Source organism: Gardnerella vaginalis ATCC 14018 = JCM 11026 (genome assembly GCF_001042655.1).
Lineage (GTDB): Bacteria > Actinomycetota > Actinomycetes > Actinomycetales > Bifidobacteriaceae > Bifidobacterium > Bifidobacterium vaginale.
The window spans coordinates 35,945-55,751 of sequence record NZ_AP012332.1 but is presented as its reverse complement, the minus strand read 5'-3'; the positions used below and the strand labels follow the sequence as shown (position 1 = coordinate 55,751).

Annotated in this window: 16 protein-coding genes and 3 tRNA genes; 2 read left to right on the top strand and 17 right to left on the bottom strand. The window is 39.6% G+C overall.

What is annotated here, in order from left to right:
* Nucleotides 1-35: 35 nt before the first annotated feature.
* Nucleotides 36-968: a DUF4862 family protein gene (locus GAVG_RS00235; protein WP_048653111.1), complete on the bottom strand. Its 933-nt coding sequence runs from the start codon at nucleotides 966-968 to the stop codon at nucleotides 36-38.
* A 582-nt stretch (nucleotides 969-1,550) separates the two neighbouring features.
* Between GAVG_RS00235 and GAVG_RS00230 the strand changes: the two genes are divergently transcribed.
* Nucleotides 1,551-2,741: a lipase family protein gene (locus tag GAVG_RS00230; RefSeq protein WP_048653110.1), complete on the top strand. Its 1,191-nt coding sequence runs from the start codon at nucleotides 1,551-1,553 to the stop codon at nucleotides 2,739-2,741.
* Nucleotides 2,742-3,303: 562 nt separating this feature from the next.
* Here the strand turns inward: GAVG_RS00230 and GAVG_RS00225 are convergent.
* Both GAVG_RS00225 and GAVG_RS00220 read right to left on the bottom strand, forming a co-directional pair.
* On the bottom strand, nucleotides 3,304-3,957 hold the full coding sequence (locus GAVG_RS00225) for a hypothetical protein (RefSeq protein ID WP_048653109.1): 654 nt from the start codon (nucleotides 3,955-3,957) through the stop codon (nucleotides 3,304-3,306).
* Nucleotides 3,958-4,393: 436 nt separating this feature from the next.
* Nucleotides 4,394-5,650, bottom strand: coding sequence for an ATP-binding protein (locus GAVG_RS00220; protein ID WP_004113947.1), 1,257 nt, complete (start codon nucleotides 5,648-5,650; stop codon nucleotides 4,394-4,396).
* Between the two features lie 395 nt (nucleotides 5,651-6,045).
* Here GAVG_RS00220 and GAVG_RS00215 point away from each other — a divergent pair, with 395 nt between their 5' ends.
* On the top strand, nucleotides 6,046-6,936 hold the full coding sequence (locus tag GAVG_RS00215; protein WP_004116510.1) for a Fic family protein: 891 nt from the start codon (nucleotides 6,046-6,048) through the stop codon (nucleotides 6,934-6,936).
* 392 nt (nucleotides 6,937-7,328) lie between these two features.
* Here GAVG_RS00215 and GAVG_RS00210 read toward each other — a convergent pair whose 3' ends face one another.
* From GAVG_RS00210 to GAVG_RS00145, 14 genes are all read right to left on the bottom strand, one after another.
* Complete coding sequence (locus GAVG_RS00210) at nucleotides 7,329-7,640, bottom strand: peptidase A8 (RefSeq protein WP_004113951.1); 312 nt, start codon at nucleotides 7,638-7,640, stop codon at nucleotides 7,329-7,331.
* A gap of 17 nt (nucleotides 7,641-7,657) precedes the next feature.
* Nucleotides 7,658-8,215 carry a DUF2599 domain-containing protein gene (locus tag GAVG_RS00205; protein ID WP_004116508.1) on the bottom strand — a complete coding sequence of 186 codons (558 nt, stop codon included), beginning with the start codon at nucleotides 8,213-8,215 and terminating at the stop codon, nucleotides 7,658-7,660.
* 235 nt (nucleotides 8,216-8,450) lie between these two features.
* A complete protein-coding gene (locus GAVG_RS06580) occupies nucleotides 8,451-8,687 on the bottom strand; it encodes a hypothetical protein (protein WP_013399377.1) in 237 nt (78 codons plus the stop codon).
* A 516-nt stretch (nucleotides 8,688-9,203) separates the two neighbouring features.
* Nucleotides 9,204-9,277, bottom strand: a tRNA-Gly gene (locus GAVG_RS00195).
* A 74-nt stretch (nucleotides 9,278-9,351) separates the two neighbouring features.
* Nucleotides 9,352-10,425, bottom strand: a complete 1,074-nt coding sequence (locus tag GAVG_RS00190; RefSeq protein WP_013399376.1) for a M48 family metalloprotease — start codon at nucleotides 10,423-10,425, stop codon at nucleotides 9,352-9,354.
* A gap of 176 nt (nucleotides 10,426-10,601) precedes the next feature.
* Complete coding sequence (locus GAVG_RS00185) at nucleotides 10,602-12,083, bottom strand: FAD-dependent oxidoreductase (RefSeq protein WP_009993508.1); 1,482 nt, start codon at nucleotides 12,081-12,083, stop codon at nucleotides 10,602-10,604.
* Between the two features lie 211 nt (nucleotides 12,084-12,294).
* The gene (locus GAVG_RS00180) at nucleotides 12,295-14,667 is read right to left on the bottom strand and encodes a heavy metal translocating P-type ATPase (protein WP_013399373.1); all 2,373 of its coding nucleotides are present in this window, start codon (nucleotides 14,665-14,667) and stop codon (nucleotides 12,295-12,297) included.
* A gap of 273 nt (nucleotides 14,668-14,940) precedes the next feature.
* Nucleotides 14,941-15,013: transfer RNA gene (locus GAVG_RS00175), tRNA-Ala, on the bottom strand.
* 32 nt (nucleotides 15,014-15,045) lie between these two features.
* Nucleotides 15,046-15,119: transfer RNA gene (locus GAVG_RS00170), tRNA-Ile, on the bottom strand.
* Between the two features lie 97 nt (nucleotides 15,120-15,216).
* Nucleotides 15,217-15,696, bottom strand: a complete 480-nt coding sequence (locus GAVG_RS00165; protein ID WP_004573592.1) for a Dps family protein — start codon at nucleotides 15,694-15,696, stop codon at nucleotides 15,217-15,219.
* A gap of 50 nt (nucleotides 15,697-15,746) precedes the next feature.
* Nucleotides 15,747-17,048 (bottom strand): hemolysin family protein, encoded by a 1,302-nt coding sequence (locus tag GAVG_RS00160; RefSeq protein ID WP_004113973.1) that lies wholly within the window; start codon nucleotides 17,046-17,048, stop codon nucleotides 15,747-15,749.
* A gap of 69 nt (nucleotides 17,049-17,117) precedes the next feature.
* Nucleotides 17,118-17,948 carry a TIGR03943 family putative permease subunit gene (locus GAVG_RS00155; RefSeq protein WP_004113975.1) on the bottom strand — a complete coding sequence of 277 codons (831 nt, stop codon included), beginning with the start codon at nucleotides 17,946-17,948 and terminating at the stop codon, nucleotides 17,118-17,120.
* Nucleotides 17,945-19,039 (bottom strand): permease, encoded by a 1,095-nt coding sequence (locus tag GAVG_RS00150; RefSeq protein ID WP_004113976.1) that lies wholly within the window; start codon nucleotides 19,037-19,039, stop codon nucleotides 17,945-17,947. The genes GAVG_RS00155 and GAVG_RS00150 overlap by 4 nt, the downstream gene beginning before the upstream one ends.
* Nucleotides 19,033-19,692, bottom strand: a complete 660-nt coding sequence (locus GAVG_RS00145) for a carbonic anhydrase (protein WP_009993864.1) — start codon at nucleotides 19,690-19,692, stop codon at nucleotides 19,033-19,035. The genes GAVG_RS00150 and GAVG_RS00145 overlap by 7 nt, the downstream gene beginning before the upstream one ends.
* Between the last annotated feature and the right edge of the window lie 115 nt (nucleotides 19,693-19,807).

Genomic DNA, 19,807 nt, shown 5'->3' with positions numbered 1-19,807 from the left:
TCCGTTTTCTTTCTTGCGTTTGCGACTTTGCCTATTTACTCGCCCTGCGCAGCGCTCACAGCGTCATGAATACGCGATAGGTATCCCAAGCGCTCTTCAACGCTAGCGTCTTGAGGAACGCACACTTTTGCACCCAAATAGTCGATTGCATAATCGTCTTTTAGTGCCTCGCGAGTAGTTTCTTGAATTTCTTTAGACGTCATTAATGACGTTGGCTCATCTGGGTTCATTGGCAAATGACCATCAATCCACTCATATCCGTATTGCGTTGCTTCTGGTCCAGCTCCCGACAACATTAATCCCTGCAATACTCCTGCTTGCCTTGCTTCGCGCACATGTTCTATAGCAGCTTGAGCATTTCGCTCTTCTACAACGCTTCTTCCCCAGTTTATTGTGATTCCAACCCCAGCATCTTTAGCAATTTGAATCTCTTCTTCTAGAGGTAGGAATCCTTTTTCCGGATTCTGTCCTTCGATATATCGATCGCAGTGTTCTATAACCAGTTTTGCTCCACACCAATCTAGTTGTGCTAGTTCTTCCAACGACTTTTTCATTGCGTCTGCTTGTGCTATTCGAGTTGGCGCTGTGTGTATTTCCACGTGCGATATATCACAACTATCTCGTTTATCTGCAACATCAGCTATGGCTTCGCGAATATCCTTAAAGAATGCGAGCGCACGATGTCTGCCCTCTTCGCTTGGGCTTGCTAGTCCAAATTCTGGATCTGGGTCAAAGTTTATGTGCCTCATTGTCCCAGGTATTGCGGTTATAGTGTTTGCATGCCAATGCGCTGGTATTGCCGACGCTAGCCACGTGCGATTTTGTGAATCTGCCAAATCTCCTGGGTACGGAATCTCTGTTCCAGCAATCCAGCTTTGTTTACCCAGCAAATCGTAGTATTTTTCTTGATCTTCGCGAGTTTTTGGTAACGATGCGTATGCGCCTACAACAAATTTAGCTTTCAGCATGATATCCTCCTTGAAATCGTAGCTGATTTATCTTTTGACTTATCTTTCGACTTGTATCTCGACTCGTCTTTTGATTCGTCTTTTGATTTGTAGATTACACCAATATCACTACAATTCGTCAGACGTCTGATAAATCTTTGTACTTGCGACTAAATTGTTTTCAAACTAAAGCAGATTAATGTCATAAAGTCATAATGTCATTAACACAACAATTTTCACTTATTTTATGCTAATTAATGATGTATTTAATTGATTAATGCTGTAGCATGGTCATATAAGCTACACCAATACAAGCGTAGATTTGTGCACATCAAGCGCGGATTTGAGCATATAAGAACACTTAGCAGCATCTAGGATTTTCTTAATCGAACTCATATCGTCAAAGTTGATTGCAGAGAGTTATTGAAGAAAATTAAGCATTACTGTAATTGTAATTAAGCGAAGGTGCAGTTTACATAACTTGCTATTTGTAGCTTTTAAGCGTAAAACGCGCTAACAAGATAGTAAAAAACAAAGGATTAATTCCCAAAACGAGTTAATTCGGGTTAATTCCCAAAATAAATGACAAAAGTAGGAGGAATCATGAAGAAAAGCTTCAAACTAATAGGCTTATCTGCAAGCCTGTGTCTTATGCTAAGCATGTTAAGCATCACTACACCAGCGATGGCATATACTCAAAACGAGCAGCTTACAGAAAGACACACTCCTCTTACAGAGAAAACAGCTAAACAGATTTCAAATGGAGATATAAAGCTGGAGCTTCCCGGAGCTTTAGACATGGCTTTGTATCATAAAAAGCCTTTAGACCCAAATGCTGATTTAGATGGCGACGGCTTAACTAATAGACAAGAAATTTACACTTATACTAAAAACGGTAAAACTTATTATGGGTACAATTCTCACCCTATGATGAATGACACCGATGGCGATGGTATTCCAGATAATCAAGACAGCAATCCTCGCAGATGGGATATAAGCCCACGAGATATGACGCTATTTTCTGAACTTTCTTATCGCGATGATAGTTATATAAACAAGGTTCTTGATTACACTAAACCACTTCATGACATTTATAAGAACCGCAATGAATATCGTCTTATGCACAATGAGATAGCCCCGTTCTGGAAAGTTAAAGAAACCTACCACAATAGGGGTGGTTTTGACGCTGTCTTGTTTGAAAATGTAAGTCCTTATCCGTTCTTAGAGCAAGGAACTGTTCAAGTTCTTGCAATTCGTGGAACTTCTCAATTCAATGATTATGACGATGATCTTGCAATAGCTGTAGGTCGCAATCCAGATCAGGCTTACGATGTTGAACAACTTATTGAGCGTTATGGCAGAGAACACACTGTAAATAATCTATATATTACTGGTCATTCTCTTGGAGGCTATTTGGCTCAACGAGCTTTGATTCGTGCAGACGGTAAAGGATATTCTTGGCTTAAGAAAATCTACACTTTCAATGCTCCTCAAATTTGGGGAAATATCTTCAACCGTTGGCTTCGCACTGCAGCAAACGCAGGGAATCGTCTGACTCGCGAAGGTTATGCTGTTCATTACAAAGTAGACAACGACAGAGTTATTCGTTCTGTCGGCAATTTTGCAGGAGCTATAAGTGTTGGCAATTCTGCAGAAGGGCATGGCTCTCGAAGCTACTTTGAACCACGAATGAACAATTTCCCAGGGTTTACCGTAGGAACTAGAGGAGATATATCTGGTACTGGGCGTTGGATGGAAGAGCTTAATAATTTCTACAATGTTCGCACGTTCTAATTTATTGCTAATTGTTAATTAGTGATTTGTAATTAGCAATAGGCAACTGGTGCGTGTAATTTACTAACAATAAACTAAGCGCTGACTTACAAAATGTGTATTAACGCATAAATAAGTCAGCGCTTTTTATGTTGATTAATCCAATATATGGGTTATAGGCCAAAACTGTGTAAGAAATCATGTCTTAGGCCTTGCGATACAAGCGTTTTGCAGCAATCGAATCTGGGCTATTCTTTACTTGCACAATCACTCTAAAACAAAAATATCCAAATACTTAGCGCATTGAGCAACAAAACACAGAAAAGAAAAAGGCTTGTTAGAAACCTAACAAGCCTTTAAAACTAAAGAACAGAATCCCGTCCCTAGCGGAAAACCATCTCTAGCAACAAGCATTAAGCACTCGCAAGCAGAATAAAGAACCTACACGGTAAGAAAAGGAAATTTCGGCAAACCGAGCAAACTCTAAACCTGTGTGCAAGCTGCAGCACAAAACACGCGCCGCCGCCTAACGCAAGCCTATTTTTTACACGCGCACCAGCGAACACCAGTGCGCGCGCAATGCTTAGTGACGAGCCTTGCGAACAACAGCACCCATACCAGCAAGCATAGAAGCAGCCAAAGCAGTCAAAGCAACACCAACACCAGTAGTAGGCAACTTCTTACCGCCATCCTTCTTCTTCTCAACCACAGTGGTCTTAGCACCAGCAGCAGCATTAGCGCCAGCCTGGCCAGCAGCCTGACCTGGCTTAGCACCTGGCTTGCCTGGCTGAACTGTTGCATCCTTAGAAGCCTCAACTGGCTTTGTGCCCTGAGGATTCTTTGGATCAGCTTCAGATGGAGCAGGCTTAGCGTCATTCAATTCCTTCTGAGCTTTCTCAAGCTTCTCCTGAGCTTCGCTCAATTCCTTCTGAGCTTTCTCTACAGCAGCCTTCTTCTTTGCACCATCAGTATCATCAGCATAGGCAGCTGTCTGAGCATCATTTGCTGCCTTTGTCTTCTCTGCAACAGTAGCCTCAGCTTCTGCAACAGCAGCCTCGAGCTTCAAGATCTCAGCTTTAGTATAAGTCTTAGCAGCCTTCTTCTGAGTAGTACCCCAAGAACCGTCATCATTCAATCCAACATTAAAATCAAATGCCATTGCTGGGGTTGCCATTGCAAAGCCAGCGAGCAAAGTTGCGCCAGCAGCGAAAGCGGCGATAGCCTTCTTATTCATCATTTTATTTCCTTTCTTCTTCTCCTCTGCGTTAGGGGCGCAGAGAAAAATTTGCTCCACAATCCACAACATATGGATAGTGGTTTAAACACCAGCCAAAACTAGGAGCAGCTAGCGTTTGCTTATTAACATACCCCCCCCCGTTTAAAAAAGTCAAGAGGCAACCACACAAAACAAACAGAAAAAAATAATGTCACACACAAACTAATCCACAATTAAGCAACACTCATCGTAAAATTTGTGGATAAACAACACTTAAACCGTAAAAATACGCATTTCAAGGTTTTTGAAGAATTTTCCCAGGTTTTTTTAAGGAAAGGCTTTTCGCGCGTGTCGCACAACAAACGCACTACAAGGTTGCGCAAAATCGAGAATCTCGGTGATGAAAATCACGCTTTGAAGGAGCCAACGCGGATTATTCCCCAAGACTTATGCAATATCACTCAAACGCATCGCATTCCCACAGAGCGCTTAACGGTATTGCCCACAAATTATCCTCCCACTGCATAATTTTTTGACCCATGTAAACAACATATCCGCGCTTAAATTCAGGTTTTTGCGAAAGAGCTACAAGTCCCTTAAAATCGTTACGATTCACCATGCTAGAGCTTTTTACTTCCACTCCAACCAGATTTCCACGGAAGCTTAGCACAAGGTCAACCTCTTTAGGGCTGCTACCAGGTTCACGCCAGTAGAAGCAATCTGGATGCGTTTTAGACCATTGCACAGCAGGCATAATCTGATTTACAACAAAACTTTCTAGCAGATTCCCATACATAACGGGATCTTCCAAAGGATTATGACCCTTACTAATCATTGTTTGAATGCTTAAAGACGTATCGACTGGGTGTATTTTGGCTCTAGTAAAAGTCTGGCGATTGGGCGCAGTTTTTATATTCGGTAGATAATTTATTAAGAATCTACGCAAGAATACACTAACGTAACGCTCAATGGTTCGCCTATCTAAAGCAAGATCTTGACCTATTGAACTCGTATTAAGAATCCCGCCAGGCATACATAACAACTTATTAAGTATGCTAACAGCCATGCTTCTGTCTAATCGTTCTCCTGGAAGAATGGTATCTCCCAACACTGCAAGAATATCGTTTGAAACAAGCTTTTCTCGCTCCCAAGCCTCGTAAGAATCATACGATTGCTGATATTCTGGGAATCCTCCTGCAGCCATAATTTTATATACTTCTTCTCTGCTTATTTCTTTTTCATATTTAAGATTTGGATTACTTTCTATAAGACTATCTACAATATTTCTACTATTTTGAGTAATTTCACACTGCGTAAGAGGACTCATTGTAAAGTGCTGAGCGCGTCTAGCAAGAGGATCTTGACCATCTAGTCCATTGCGATTTATAAGTGCACTACCTGTTAAAACATATTGCAAACTGTTTTCCGTTGAATTATCGACTATTTCTTTTATTGCAAGAGGCAAATTTGGCAGTCTTTGCGCTTCGTCAATAACAACTGGAGTACTAAGATTTTTTAACCAACCATATAAATCTGTTGAAGCAAGCGCAAACGTATTTTCATCCGCAAGGCTCACGTATGAGAATCCTTTAGACACAAGCTGACGCTTTGACATCATAGTTTTTCCCACAGCTCTTGCGCCTTCAAGAATCACGACTTTTCGTTTTGATTGAAGAATAGAATCAGCAATTGGTCTAGGAAAATAAGCGCTCATAAATATAAGTATACACAAAAACGTATTTTTTGTACATTCAATGTACAATTTTTTATACATCCAATGTACAAAAAATACAATTTATACATCTTTTGTCTAAATATCACACACAGAATTCAGACTGAAATCAAGGGTCCAAAACGCCAAAAGTGTGTAAAAAAAAATAAACTCATAGCCCTTGTTGCAGTGAGGCTTATAGCGTATCAAATGTGCTTATTCTTTACTTGCAAAATCATTCTAAACAAAGATATCCCAATATTTAACACAGCTTCACGTTACTGGTTTTATCAATCACTATTGTTCCGATAAATTAAATATGTTATTCCGATACAGTTTATATTATTCCGATAAAACGTTAAAATATAATAAAATGCAACAATGATTAAGGGTATTTTATGTATATAACAGTAAACCAAGCTGCTGAAAAATGGGGCATATCAGATAGAAGAGTAAGAATTCTATGCTCCGAAGGAAAAATTCCAGGAGCATATCGGGAAGGAAGATCCTGGAAAATACCACATGACGCATCAAAGCCAACCGACGGAAGATATAAAATTAGTGAATCTCTAATTCCAATCATAAAAACTAAATTAGAAACCCTTAAAACAAGAAGACCCTTAACTGAGGGAGAATTAGAAAGACTTAATGAAGAATTTCTAATAGAATATACATATAACTCAAATGCAATTGAGGGAAATACTTTAACACTGCGCGAAACAGACATGGTTCTTAGAGGGCTTACTGTTGATCAAAAATCATTAAAAGAGCACCTAGAAGTTATTGGACACAAAGAAGCCTTTGATTACGTAAAGCAGCTTGTTAGCGAAAATAAGCAGATAAATGAAAAAGTTATAAAAGACATACATTATTTAGTTTTAGCCAATAAGAGAAAAGATAGAGGCGTTTATAGAAAAGTTCCCGTTCGAATTATGGGATCTACACATGAGCCACCACAACCATATTTAATCGCTTCAAAAATGGAAGAATTATTGAAAAAATACAAAAACAGCGATGAAGATATTGTTACTAAACTTGCTCGTTTTCATATAGAATTCGAAAGCATTCATCCTTTTATTGATGGAAATGGAAGAACAGGAAGACTGCTGGTCAATTTGGAGTTGATGAAAGCAGGGTACCCACCAATAGATATAAAATTTACTGATCGCTTGAAATATTATGAAGCTTTTGATGAGTATCACGCAAAGCATAACGTGTCTGCCATGGCAAACTTGTTTGCAAGATATTTAAATCAAAGACTTGATTTGTATTTGTCTATTTTAGAGTAATGGTCATTTTTAATTAAAGCTACGCGCAATTGTCTTTACTGTTATTCTCTCAGATAGTTGACTGAATTATTGACAGTACTGTGGTCGAATCTCCGACTTGGTCACAGATTCTGTTTGACCTATAACTCAAATGCATTGCGTTGTAAGCGCGCGATTATAAAATTTGTATACACAAAAAACATATTTTTTGTACATTCAATGTACAATTTTTTATACATCCAATGTACAAAAAATACGATTTATGCATCTTTTGTCTAATATCACACACACTTCAGACTGAAATCAACAAATCACAATCAAACCAAACACAACATATAACAAACATAGCCTTCTGAATTTTAATTAAACTCAGGAGGCTATTATTATTTGATAAACTGTTTAATCTAGTTATTTTACATAGCTATTTTTTTACTCTTAAAAATAGCTATAGCAGCAATACTTACAACAAGAACAGCAAGAACAATCAATGGCGCCGTGAAATAATTTGTGTAGAACTCACGCACATCAATGTCTACAGAATTGATAGTCGCAGCATAAGATATATACGACAATACGCCTAATACAACATCAATAATTGCATACGCATATGCGTTTTTATACAATTCTTTAACTGACTTGCTGCTTTTAACCCAAAGCATTACAGACAAAACCAAACCTATTAACATTGATGCAACAGCAACAAATGCAAACAACATATCTAACATAAAACCCTCCTATTTTCTCAATTACATGTTATTGGATTAAAATGCTCTCTTGATGGTTCTAAATTATATGGAACTTTTAGCTTTCCATATCCTACATGACACTTAAACTGTCCGAGCATTGATTCATCTGCCCAAGGATACTTCCTCCACTCTTTGTCATTGCCAAATCTACTCTTTACCGTTTCCCAAGCCTTAGGACCAGTGGCATGAGCGGCGTGAGGAACAGTAACCCAATCTGTTGGCATTAAAGACAAAGAAACTAGCCCAGATCTGTTAATCCACTTGCCACTAGAAAACCACCTATTACTCCAAGTTGATGACTTACTTTCAGACATAAAACTATATGATGGATTGTAATTCGCCCTCAAATAAGCTATAACATCTTCTCTACTATGACCATAAATATTCTGTTTTGGATCATTCACCCAACTATCAATTTGTGAAGACGTCATTCCAGTTTCATTAAACAAACTTGCATCATTTTTATTTATACTATTTCCACTAGCAACGGGTATAGCAAACAACATAGAAATAGCTAATATCGATGAGCTGATTATAAAACTACATTTTTTCATAAAACCTCCTAACATCATGTATATGCTGCCATAGCATGTACAATATAATTTTAATTTAACTAAGATTTTCGTGTCAATACTAAAATATGTTGAGTAAAGTAGACAATTGTTAATGCTTTAGCATATCTATCATAATAATCAATCATTAATTGGAAAATCGTCATAATAAACATATACGACTTCAAAAAGCCATAGAATACCTGAACACATAGGCTCCAAATTCTAAACATTTTCATTAGATTTTATTCTTTGATAGCGCCTCCAACATTTTCTTTCTTTTTTGCAATGCAGATAAAATAATAAAAAATACAAGAGAAAAAACAAATAGAACTAGAAATATTAAAGTTAATATCCATGGGTTTTGTAATCCAAATCCCACCATAATAAACCCTGAACTTGTTTCATGCGCATCAAAAAACACACTACCAAAAAGGCCCAGATGACGACCCATCTCACTACCTTTTGTAAACATAAGTATACAATTCAGTACATAAATCCAAAGATGTACCAGGTTGAAAATTATCTGTGGGTTTACCAGAAGCAAAATCAATAATGCGTGCCGAATACCAGTACCCCGAAAGTCGGTAGTAGTTACGTGTCGAAAGCACGTGAGTCGCCTGTGCAACATTTTTAATCTCCATGCCACGTGAGCATAAAAGAGCTACCTGATCAGTATAACTTTTATAAGGCTTAATCGGTTTACTGGTCACAACTCCTCCCGACGAAAAGGACCAGCCCTGGACTCCCACCGAAGTGGGTAGCGGAACTGGTCTTGTTGTTTACTATGATAACACGCGTACCAGTCAAGTGCTTATAAAACCTGTCGACATGTGAGAAAATACTCAGCAGACACAATACCTACGAATGTGGTTGGGAATCAATTCTCAAGAAATCCAGCCCTCCTACTCACACGACTAGAGGTCTGAACTGTTGGTATGAGCATGATGCATCAGCGTATACGCCCTCATATTCCACTTATACATCACGGTGGAGCGGACAACGGGAATCGAACCCGCCTCTGAAGCTTGGGAAGCTTCCATTCTACCGATGAACTATGTCCGCATGTTCGGCTGCTGGCGATTAATACCTTCAAATGACTCGATTAATCAATCTAGACAACAAACCATATAAGGATATCATGCTCCGCTTACGGCTACAACTCCACTAGGGAATCTTCTCCCATATCGGATGTTGAATACAGATTCAGACTTATCAAATTCATCTGATTTTGCAGCAGCTTCATTTTCATAAGACATTTCCGCATACCCAGAATACTCAGCATTATCCTCTTGCGACTTAGCCATTAGTCTCAAGAAGTTAACTCGCTCTTTAACAGCTGACTGATGAGAAAACATCTTCAATAATTTTGATTTATCATCTTCAAATGGATTTACAATCATCAGCGAAGACATTGCCTGCAATCCATCGGCTCTACTCATCTCATGTATTTTTGCACCGTAAGAAATTTTATTTAGAGCAGAAGCCAAAGCTGCAGGATCTCCCGTAAGCATTCCAGCGCTTTTATCTGCGTCAAATTCGCGGCTTCTAGAAACCACCAGCTTAATCATCAATGCTCCAACTGGCACAAAAATCACATTTAAAACTTGACCAACAATCTTTAACACTGGGCAACGGCTTTTAGAAGATTCTGATCTAACAGCAAACTCACTATCAGCAGTATGCTTCTTTTTGGAATACGTAAGAACATAGCCAACATAAGTCATAATTGTCGCAATAGCTGAAGCAATAGTGGAATTCAAAATATCATGATTATAAATATGAATCAGCTCATGACTTACAACTCCACGCAACTCACGCTCGTTCAGAATGTTTAAGAGTCCACGCGTACAACAAATAACAGCATGTCTTTCACTGCGACCAATTGCAAAAACATTAGGACTATCCATTGGAGCAACGTAAAGATGCGGCATCGGTCTTTCGATTCTCGCAGAAATCTCGCGAACAATACCATACAAGACTGGCTCTTCATCTTCACTGACTTCTATAGCATTCACCATGCGAATTGCGAGCTTGCTAGAAAGCCAATACGCGCACACACTGAGAATTATTCCTAAAACTACAAACCAAATCAGCATAGGCAAGCGCAATCCACAGGCAGCCCAAATTAAGGCAAGAATCAACCAGATTACTGAGAACAGTGCTGCTGTTTTCAGATAATTGCGGCATCGCATTCCTATATTGCTGAACATGTTTACGATTCTAATAATCGGAACTGTAATTTTGCTGAATGAAAACTGTATATTTATAATTAATATGTTTAAGATTAATGCTAATTAGTGTATTTAAGATTTATAATCTGTTAACAAGTGGTCACTAAACGTTTTGCAAATGTGCATAACGTAAGCGACCACTAAAAATTAACAAACTATTGTTGATGATTCGCTATATCTATAAGCATTTGCTTAGATACAACTTTTTTGCGAGCGCGATTTTCTGCCATACCAGATTCAACTTCAAAATCGTCAACTCTTTTCCACCCATCAAAATCAACTACATCCACGCCTCTGGAAGCGAGAAGATTTTCGATAGATTTAGGCTCTCTATCTATTGCCAATCTGCCAGGAAGTGCGGATTCACATTCTTCGAGCGAGCTTTTTGATAAATCTTCCAACATATTTGCCACTATTTGCAAAGCGTCTGACTTTGTGGAACCAATTAATCCAACAGGTCCTCGCTTAGCCCAGCCAGTTGCATACAAGCGTGGACGCACAACATCACCATCTGGATCAGTTACTATGCGACCATCTTTATTCGCAAGAAGAGTTTTGTTCTCATCGTAAGCAACGCCAGAAACCTTAGCAGGCTTATATCCAATCGCATGGTAAACCGCTTGAACAGGGTATTCTTCAAACTCTCCAGTACGAGTCATTTTCCCGTCCGCGCTTGTAACTGTACGCTCTACTCGAATAGCGCACACTCGCCCATCTTCTCCCAGAATTTCAACTGGATCAGAATTGAAGTGAATAATATAGCGTCGATTTGCAGGATTGCCTTCAAAGTCAACGTTTCCACTATCTTCCATATCTTCGCTCAAATCGCGTATAGCAAAAAGTTCTTCTACCATTTGACGAGTCAATTTGTCTTTTCCAGCAACATCAATCGTTTCGTCATCCAAGTCAAAATCGTTTTCATTTACAACTATTTGCACGCCAGAAAGCTTTTCCATCTCGCGCAATTCTTGCACAGAGAATTTAGCTTGAGCAACGCCTCGTCGAATAAACAAGTGCAATGTTTTAGCCTGGTTTTTAAGCAAACCATTGTAAACGTCGTCGGAAATGTCCGTGTGTTCTCTAAGATAATTCGCGTCTCGCAAAAGCTCGCGCGCAACATCCATAGCAACGTTTCCGCCACCAATAACAGCCACTTCGCTTGCATCAAGCGGCCACGTGCACTCACTGGTAGGATATCCGTCGTACCATTCCACAAATTTTGCAGCGCCATACACGCCGTTTAACGATGCTCCTGGAATACTAAGCGGCTTATCTTCTACAGCGCCCGTAGCAAACAGAATTGCATCGTAGCGAGGCAATAAATCTTCTAGCGTAATATCTTTGCCAAATTCAACATTCGCATACAAGTGAATATTTGGATTATCAAGCGTTTTAGCCAAAGCATCTGCAATGAATTTTATGCTCGGATGGTCTGGCGCAACTCCATATCGAACCAGCCCGAATGGAACTGGTAGTTTTTCAAATAAATCGATTCTAGCGCTCGTACCTAATCCCATTTCGTCACCCAATTTTTTAAGCTGACGAAGAAAAATATCTGACGAGTATATTCCAGCAGGCCCCGCGCCAATAACTGCGATTCGCAATTCGCTCGCATCCGCATTATAATTCGTTTCCATAAAATTTCCCCATATTGAGTATTTCAAGCATTCTTAAGCATTTTTGAACTCTTTTGTAAACTGTTTTATAAGTCGCTTCCTTAAATGCTCCACTACTTAGACTAGCGCCTTGACTCATTCAAGAAAAGACCAAAGTGAATATTGTCACTTATATACATTTTGCTTATGCGTGCTTGTAACTTGTGACTTATGCACATATGCACATTTACTCTTACGCGCGCTTTCCTTTCAACGCTGTAAGCGCCCATAAAATTGACACAACATCAATCATCTCTTGCATCATAGCTCCAAGAACCGCAGGAATCAGCCCAAAAGCCGCCGCAATCATGCTTATAACAGCTAATCCAATTCCCAACATAACAGCTTGAACCATAACACGCTTCGTGTGTTTTGCAACACTTACAGCGTTTGCTACAGCATAAATGTTGTTGTTCATAATCACAACTTGCGCGCACTCCGAAGCCGCTGTATCGGTGCCATCAGTCAAAGCCACACCAATGTTTGCTGCAGCCAAAACTGGTGCATCGTTTACGCCATCTCCAACCATCATCGTTATGCTACATTTTTGTGTTTTTCCGCCAGAAAAGTCGAAAGCATCCGTGCTCAGTAAGCTTGTGCTACCTTCCGAATACTTATTATCCGCATTAACACTATCCGTATTCTTATAGTGCTGTTTTACGCACTCAAGCTTGTCTTCTGGAAGCAAATTCGCTTTCACATGCTCGATTCCAACGCTTTTTGCTATTGTTTGAGCCGCTTGCAGACCATCTCCAGTAAGCATGCTTATTGAACGAACACCAAACTCCTTTAGTTTTTGAATCGTAGATTTTGCATTTTCTCGAGGCACGTCTTTTAGAACGATTCGCCCAACAAGTTTGCCATCAAAAGAAACGTATGTCGCCATTTCGTCGGCAGAAAGCTCTTCAAAATTGCTTTCTATTTTTGATATATTTTCTACATTTGCACGTTTGGCTTTATCTTCGGTTGCTTGCGACTCATCCTCGGGATTGCCAGCTGACGCCTGCAAAACGTATTTTTTGCGACCTACTCTAACGTTTACACCATCCACACTTGCACATATACCTTGACCAGCAGTTTCTTTAACACCGCTTATAACTGGGTATTCACGCACGCTCGGAAGTTGCGGAACGGCAGATGGATGCGTGTTTTGCCAAAGATCCGATCCAGCTTTTGCAATTCCTCCTGCAAGAATGTGCTGTGAGTATGTTTCCAGGACACCAGCAAACATTAGTATCCTATTTTGCAACCCACTATTTTCTTGATTTTCCTGATTTTCGCTATCTTGATGATTCGCTAAATCCACTCTAACAACTTGAGGCTGTTTAACAGTAAGCGTTCCCGTTTTGTCAAAGAACACATCTGTTACTCGGCTTAGCTGCTCTAAAACATCTTGGCTTTTTACCACAATACCAAGTTTTGCAAGTCTTCCTGTTCCTGCCATAAACGCCACTGGAACAGCTATCAAGAGCGGGCAAGGAGTAGCTAGCACCAAAACTTGCGCAAATCTTAAAGCCTGACCAGATGCAGCCCAAGCAACGCCTGCAATAACAAATGAAAGCACAGTAAAAGGCACAGAAAGCATATCCGCAAATCGCACTACTGCAGCTTTAGAAGATCTTGCAGATTCAACCAACTTCATGATTTTTTGATATTGCGAATTTTGCGATAACTTAGTTACGCGCATAATCAACACAACACCGCCATTTACGCATCCAGACAACACTTGCGCGCCAGCAAACACTTCACGCGGAAGCGACTCGCCATTTATTGCGCTTGTGTCTAGAACAGCGGAACCGCTTAAAAGCTCACCGTCTACAGGAACTGTTTCTCCTGGAAGAACAACTATTACATTGCCGATTTTTAGATCTTCAACTGGAACTGTTTTGTATCTTTGTAATTGGCTAGAAGACTTTACCTCTTGCAATATTGGGCATTCTTTAGAGTTATTGTGACATTTTTTACACGATTCACAACTAGTAAAATCTTTATGTTCTTGCAATGCCTCTAGCGAAGATTCATCGCTGACTTTTCTAAAATGACTATGATCAAGCAGAGCACATTGCTCACAAGATTCACCGCACACTATTCCAGGAAGTGTCATTAAATGTGCGGTTTGAGGAGACGCATTTACTAAAAGAGATAGATTTTTCTGCGCTGCATCTTGCGCAAAGTCTTCGATTGCTTCGCCTGTAAACACCATTACAACAATCAAATAACTTGCCCAAAATTCGCCTATACAAAGCGTTGCAAGCAATGCAACAAACGCAAGCAAGTCAATTCCAAGTGTGCCATGCGCCAAATCATCAATCATACTTAAAAGCGACTTAACGCATGTATATAAAACTAAACATGTTATTATACTTTGCCCGATTGTAAGGCTTATTTGCACATTAAAATCAAAATTTATTAACGAAAGTAGGAAAGTAAACGTCTTGCTTATAACTTTGCAAAAATCGAGTATAAAAGTCAGATTTCTAGAATAAAACACCGCAATAAACGGGAACAAAACTAAAACTATTACTAATTGAGGAGCACGACGGCAATACGATAAAAGTTTACGCATACACTTTCCTTACGCTGATCAGGCTAACCGCTTAAGACGCTGCTAACACACGATTTCACGCCTTGTTAACCCATTGAGCATCCACTTAAGCATGCGCAATACACGGCGTAAAGATATCTATATTCATTTATTGGTATTCAGTTTAGCAAAACACCTTGATGAGAAACATTCTCATATAACAAAATGCGCGCAAGAACAAGAAACACACGAAAGAAGACGATAATACGAATATATGAAAAAAGGTTTCTAGCGATTGGCTAGAAACCCTATTTGTGGAGCTAAGGAGACTCGAACTCCTGACCCTCTGCTTGCAAAGCAGATGCGCTACCAGCTGCGCCATAGCCCCATTGGAGAAAAAGAACAAAATGCTCAATTTCGTGGGCCCGGGAGGACTTGAACCTCCGACCTCATCCTTATCAGGGATGCGCTCTAACCACCTGAGCTACGGGCCCAACTTGTATGTCGAAAACATACAAGTAGTTAGATTAGCACATGAAACAAAAATGTCAAATAGCAAATCTAAGCGTGTCGCAAAATTATTCTACAAAATTACTCTAAATGACTGCGCATAAACCACTGGAACTTTTCAAGCTGCTGAACATGATCTTGAATAATATTAGAGCTAACAATATCAAGATCATCAAGCTGAGAAATTGCCTTACGATCATCTGCAATCATATCGTTGTAATACTCAATTAATGCTTGCAAATACTCTTTGGTGGACTTTCTACCGCTAAGAGCAAAACGCTTCCAAGTGCGCGAAGCTACAACATCGTCTGCGCGACCAAGTGGAGATCCACCAAGCGTTGCAATTCGCTCAGCTGTTTCATCGGCTTGAGCTAAAACTTCTGCAACCTGAGGATCAAGCATTTCATGAACCGCAATAAAGTCTGGACCCGTAACATTCCAATGTGCATGCTTTAAGACTAAAGCAGCTTCCTGCTCATGGCTTAAGCGATTCTGCAAAATATCGATTGCTTTCTCACTAGCCGATTCGTCAAGACCTGGCACAATATGAGTTAAAGCCATATTAGTATCCTCCATTTTTTGTTTATTTTTGTTTAATTTTATTCAAATCTTTAATTTACTTCGGTTTTTCTGACTTCAATCGTAGCTATTCTACGCCCATCAACCTCCGTAACTGTCATATCGTAGCCATCCGCATCGTGCAAAATAGCTCCAACCTTGCCCATTGAGCCAGTGTGAGCAAGGAAATAGCCTGCAACAGTTTCATAAGGTCCATCCTCTAGCTCAATTCCAGTCACATCTGCGAAATCTTCTATAGTCATTCCACCGTCAACTGTAGCAACCCCGTTTACAAACACAGTAGCTTTACTATCACGCTTCAAATCTGACTCGTCTGGCAAATCGTATTCATCTCTAATATCTCCAACCAATTCCTCGGTCATGTCTTCAAGAGTCACGATGCCATCCGTTCCGCCATACTCGTCAATAACAACAGCAAGATGTATTCCGCGTTTTCTAAGCAGCTCCAAGCTTGGAAGCAATTTAGACGTTCCAGGAAGACTTATTCCTTCTCGAGTTACATCTGCAACTGTTTTAGCATTAGGATCTCTAACATCTAACAAATCGCGTACATGCACAAATCCAATAACATCGTCAAAATCTTTGCCTGTTACAGGATATCTAGAATATGGCAATTCTCTAATTTTTGCAGCAGCTTCTTCAAGACTTAAAGATCCGTCCAAAAACTCAACGTCTGCACGAGGACGCATAACTTCGGCAACAATCGTTTCAGAAGCATCAAAAACATCGTCTAAAATTGTTCGCTCATCTTGGCTAAGCTTTTTATTCGAGTTAACTAAAACACGTAGCTCTTCGTCGGAAACTTCACTTTCCTTTTCGTTTGGATCGAATCCAAGAAGTCTCACAAAACCGTTGGTGTTCTTAGCAATCAACCATATTAAAGGCTTGCATATTTTGGAGAATATATCTACTGCTGGAACAACTGCTCGAGCGATTTGCTCAGAGCGCTGCATTGCTATTCTCTTTGGCACAAGTTCAGAAATTACTATTGAAAAATACGATATTATAAGCGTTAAAACAATAGTCGTTAATGGTCCAGCAACATGATCTGGAACTCCCCAAGACTTTACAATTGGCACAATATGAGGCGCGATTGCAGATTCGCCAAAAGACGCCGAAAGAAATCCCGAAAGCGTAACTCCGATTTGAAGAGTGGAAAGAAAAGTGTTTGGATCTCGAGCTATTTTTGCAACTCTTTTCCCACGAGCATCCTGCGTTTCCATGCGGTCTAATTGCGACGATCGCAAATTAACAAGCGCAAGTTCGGTTGCTGCAAATATGGAACCAAACAAAAGGAACACAACAATGAGTGCAATGTTAAAACCCAACGACATACTTGCTATCTTAGTTGAATTTAACATATATAAAAAGCTTTGTGCTTAATATCGGAATAATATACACAATCAGGTTCTATAAAAATAACCGGATGGAGCTTTACTTATCTCTTTAATGGATTCAACTTTAAGAACCACACCTTTGTGTGAATATCCACTAACACCAATATTCCCAAGTGAGATATTAGCTTTTACAATCACCCATTGGTGATTTTTAAATCGTAAGTTTTTAGAAAAATCTGCAACAAACCCAAACGGAGACATATCTAGAATGCAGCAAGACATAAATTGTCTAGATATGCGAACCTGATTTTTAGAAAGCGTGTTTTCTCGACTTATAAAACCTTTTACCACAATTTCATATCCCTGGTATTTCTCTAAATTATGGTCAATTTCGTCATACCAATTTCCAAAATCATCGTCTGAAATAATAATTTTTTTATTAGCTACGTCTAGTCCTCTTAAAGTTTTTTTATTATTTTTACGATTAGACGCGATTGCTATTGCGCGCCCAGAGGCGTACTCGTCAAAACCTGCAGACTTTGTAAAACCTTGATCTAATGCTGATTTTGACATTTGAAGTGGAATTAAAATCACGAGCATTGGAATTATTAGGGAAACAAGAATGCGTTTAGAATCTTTTGCAAAAACTGGAATAATACCAAAAAGCGAGCAAATTCCCAAAACAAAAAGCAAAATCGCAGCAAAAATAAGGTATACGAATGCGCGCGGAGTGGTAAGGATTGTGTAGCATCCGCTTAATGCGCTCCACATTAGTGTGGCTGAAAAGCAAATCAAACACAACGATTGCGCAATATGAGCAAAAGTAATTTTATGCTTAGTTTGCTTGCAATCTGCATTATTACAATCAACATTGCATACAACATTTACACTACTCATAGCATCACACCCCATGCAAGGTGAACAAGAAGCGCTGCGAGTAAGCAAATAACAACAATAGTTGCTGTTAGACGTATCACAAATTTCCCTTTAAAATCTTCAATAAGCATAAGAGTGTTTTTTATGTCTAGCATTGGCCCAAAAAGCAGAAAAACAATTACTGAACTCATTGGAAGAGAAGCAGCCAAAGAGCGCGCAATTACTGCGTCGGAGCTTGAACATAAGGAGCTTGCGTATGCTATTAGCATCATTGCTGGAATCGCCACAAAAACTGTTGTTGTGTTTATTTTTGATGCAGGATCTGCGCCAAGCCAAACGCGAATAATCGAAGCTACAGTTGTTCCAAACAATATTATTGGCATTAATCGCATAAAATCCGCATAGACGTGATGAGCATAAATTTTTAAATGATCTTTAAAACTTATTAAAGGCCCAACATTATTGTCAAAATCACATGAATCACATGTTGATCCACATGATTTTATGAAAAATTTTTCCCTTAAAACTTGTGATTTTACAGGAAAAATCACAAAACTAATTCCCACTAAAAGAGCCACACCAACACCCAAAGCCACTCGAGTCACAGCAACTGCTGGAACGTCCGCAAATGCGTACCAAGTAGCCCAAATAGAAACAGGATTTACCACTGGCACAGCGCATAGAAATGTCACAGCACAAGGCAATGGCAGCTTTCGCGCAACAAGACGAGAAAACGTTGGAACAACAACACAATCACATACTGGCACACAGACTCCAGCAAGAATTGCAGCCAAAAAGCCGTTTGCAATAGACTTTGGAGCGTGTTTTTCAATAAAATCTGCCGTAATCCACGTTTCTACAGCAGCAGAAACAAGCACGCCAATTAGCGTAAAAGGAACAGCTTGTAAAAGCAGCCCAGCAACACCCATAATAATAGTGTTTACAGGCATCCAAGGGTTGCGCGCTTGCAACGCTGGAAACATTGCAATAATCAAAGAAATAAAAGGAATCCCTATAATCAAATATAGATAGTTTGCAGAATTTGCTTGTTCTGCTTTACTTGCTTTTTCTACTTGGCTCGTTGTTTTTGCTTCGGTTTCTGTTTTTAGCATGACAACACTTCCACCAAGCCGTCACTCATTCGATACCTTGCTCCAACAAGCATCAAAGCGTCTTTGAAAACAGCTTCGCGAATTATTTGTGATTTTTCACAAATTTCAGCCAAAATATTAGACACGTGAATACGTTCAATATCATCTGTATCTAAATTTTCCTCAACACCTGCGAGCACAGCAGGCCCTAAAGAACGCAGCAATATTAACTCGCTCGACTCAATTATTTCGCTTGTTTTATCTTCGCCGTATTCAGAAACCAGCTTTTGCACGTTCGGCAAAACAGCCTTTACGGCGCCGCAATGCTCATGCCCAAGCACAACCAACACTTTTACTCCCAAATCACTTACAGCGTATTCTAGCGAAGCTATTACGGCATCATCCAACACTTCTCCAGCTGTGCGAACAGAAAAAATAACGCCCAAACCGGCGTCGAATATAAATTCTGGAGCAACTCGCGAATCTGCGCACGAAAGCACAACAGCTCCAGGATGCTGACCGTCAATAAGTTTCATGCGCGATTCTGAATTTACGCCTGCATGCGCTGAATTGCCGTCTGCAAATTTGCGATTCCCTGCAAGCATTGCGCTTAATACCGATGTAGCTAAAACTGAATCTTCATTAGCAAAATCTTCGCTGACTTCTTCTTGCATTATTATCTCCTACACTGGCATTGGCAATATTTTCAGTTGCTTAAAGTTTAAAATTTTTGACTTAGAATATATTGTATCTTTCGTAGTAAATAAGAATTTTGTTTAAGAATATAAG

Excerpts from the sequence above, each read along its gene's own strand:
- GAVG_RS00235 (WP_048653111.1), bottom strand. The coding sequence starts at position 968 with ATGCTGAAAGCTAAATTTGTTGTAGGCGCATACGCATCGTTACCAAAA.
- GAVG_RS00165 (WP_004573592.1), bottom strand. The coding sequence starts at position 15,696 with ATGGCTTTAACTCATATTGTGCCAGGTCTTGACGAATCGGCTAGTGAG.
- GAVG_RS00185 (WP_009993508.1), bottom strand. The coding sequence starts at position 12,083 with ATGGAAACGAATTATAATGCGGATGCGAGCGAATTGCGAATCGCAGTT.
- GAVG_RS00190 (WP_013399376.1), bottom strand. The coding sequence starts at position 10,425 with ATGTTCAGCAATATAGGAATGCGATGCCGCAATTATCTGAAAACAGCA.
- GAVG_RS00215 (WP_004116510.1), top strand. The coding sequence starts at position 6,046 with ATGTATATAACAGTAAACCAAGCTGCTGAAAAATGGGGCATATCAGAT.
- GAVG_RS00205 (WP_004116508.1), bottom strand. The coding sequence starts at position 8,215 with ATGAAAAAATGTAGTTTTATAATCAGCTCATCGATATTAGCTATTTCT.
- GAVG_RS00180 (WP_013399373.1), bottom strand. The coding sequence starts at position 14,667 with ATGCGTAAACTTTTATCGTATTGCCGTCGTGCTCCTCAATTAGTAATA.
- GAVG_RS00225 (WP_048653109.1), bottom strand. The coding sequence starts at position 3,957 with ATGATGAATAAGAAGGCTATCGCCGCTTTCGCTGCTGGCGCAACTTTG.
- GAVG_RS00210 (WP_004113951.1), bottom strand. The coding sequence starts at position 7,640 with ATGTTAGATATGTTGTTTGCATTTGTTGCTGTTGCATCAATGTTAATA.
- GAVG_RS06580 (WP_013399377.1), bottom strand. The coding sequence starts at position 8,687 with ATGTTTACAAAAGGTAGTGAGATGGGTCGTCATCTGGGCCTTTTTGGT.
- GAVG_RS00150 (WP_004113976.1), bottom strand. The coding sequence starts at position 19,039 with ATGCTAAAAACAGAAACCGAAGCAAAAACAACGAGCCAAGTAGAAAAA.
- GAVG_RS00155 (WP_004113975.1), bottom strand. The coding sequence starts at position 17,948 with ATGAGTAGTGTAAATGTTGTATGCAATGTTGATTGTAATAATGCAGAT.
- GAVG_RS00160 (WP_004113973.1), bottom strand. The coding sequence starts at position 17,048 with ATGTCGTTGGGTTTTAACATTGCACTCATTGTTGTGTTCCTTTTGTTT.
- GAVG_RS00220 (WP_004113947.1), bottom strand. The coding sequence starts at position 5,650 with ATGAGCGCTTATTTTCCTAGACCAATTGCTGATTCTATTCTTCAATCA.
- GAVG_RS00145 (WP_009993864.1), bottom strand. The coding sequence starts at position 19,692 with ATGCAAGAAGAAGTCAGCGAAGATTTTGCTAATGAAGATTCAGTTTTA.
- GAVG_RS00230 (WP_048653110.1), top strand. The coding sequence starts at position 1,551 with ATGAAGAAAAGCTTCAAACTAATAGGCTTATCTGCAAGCCTGTGTCTT.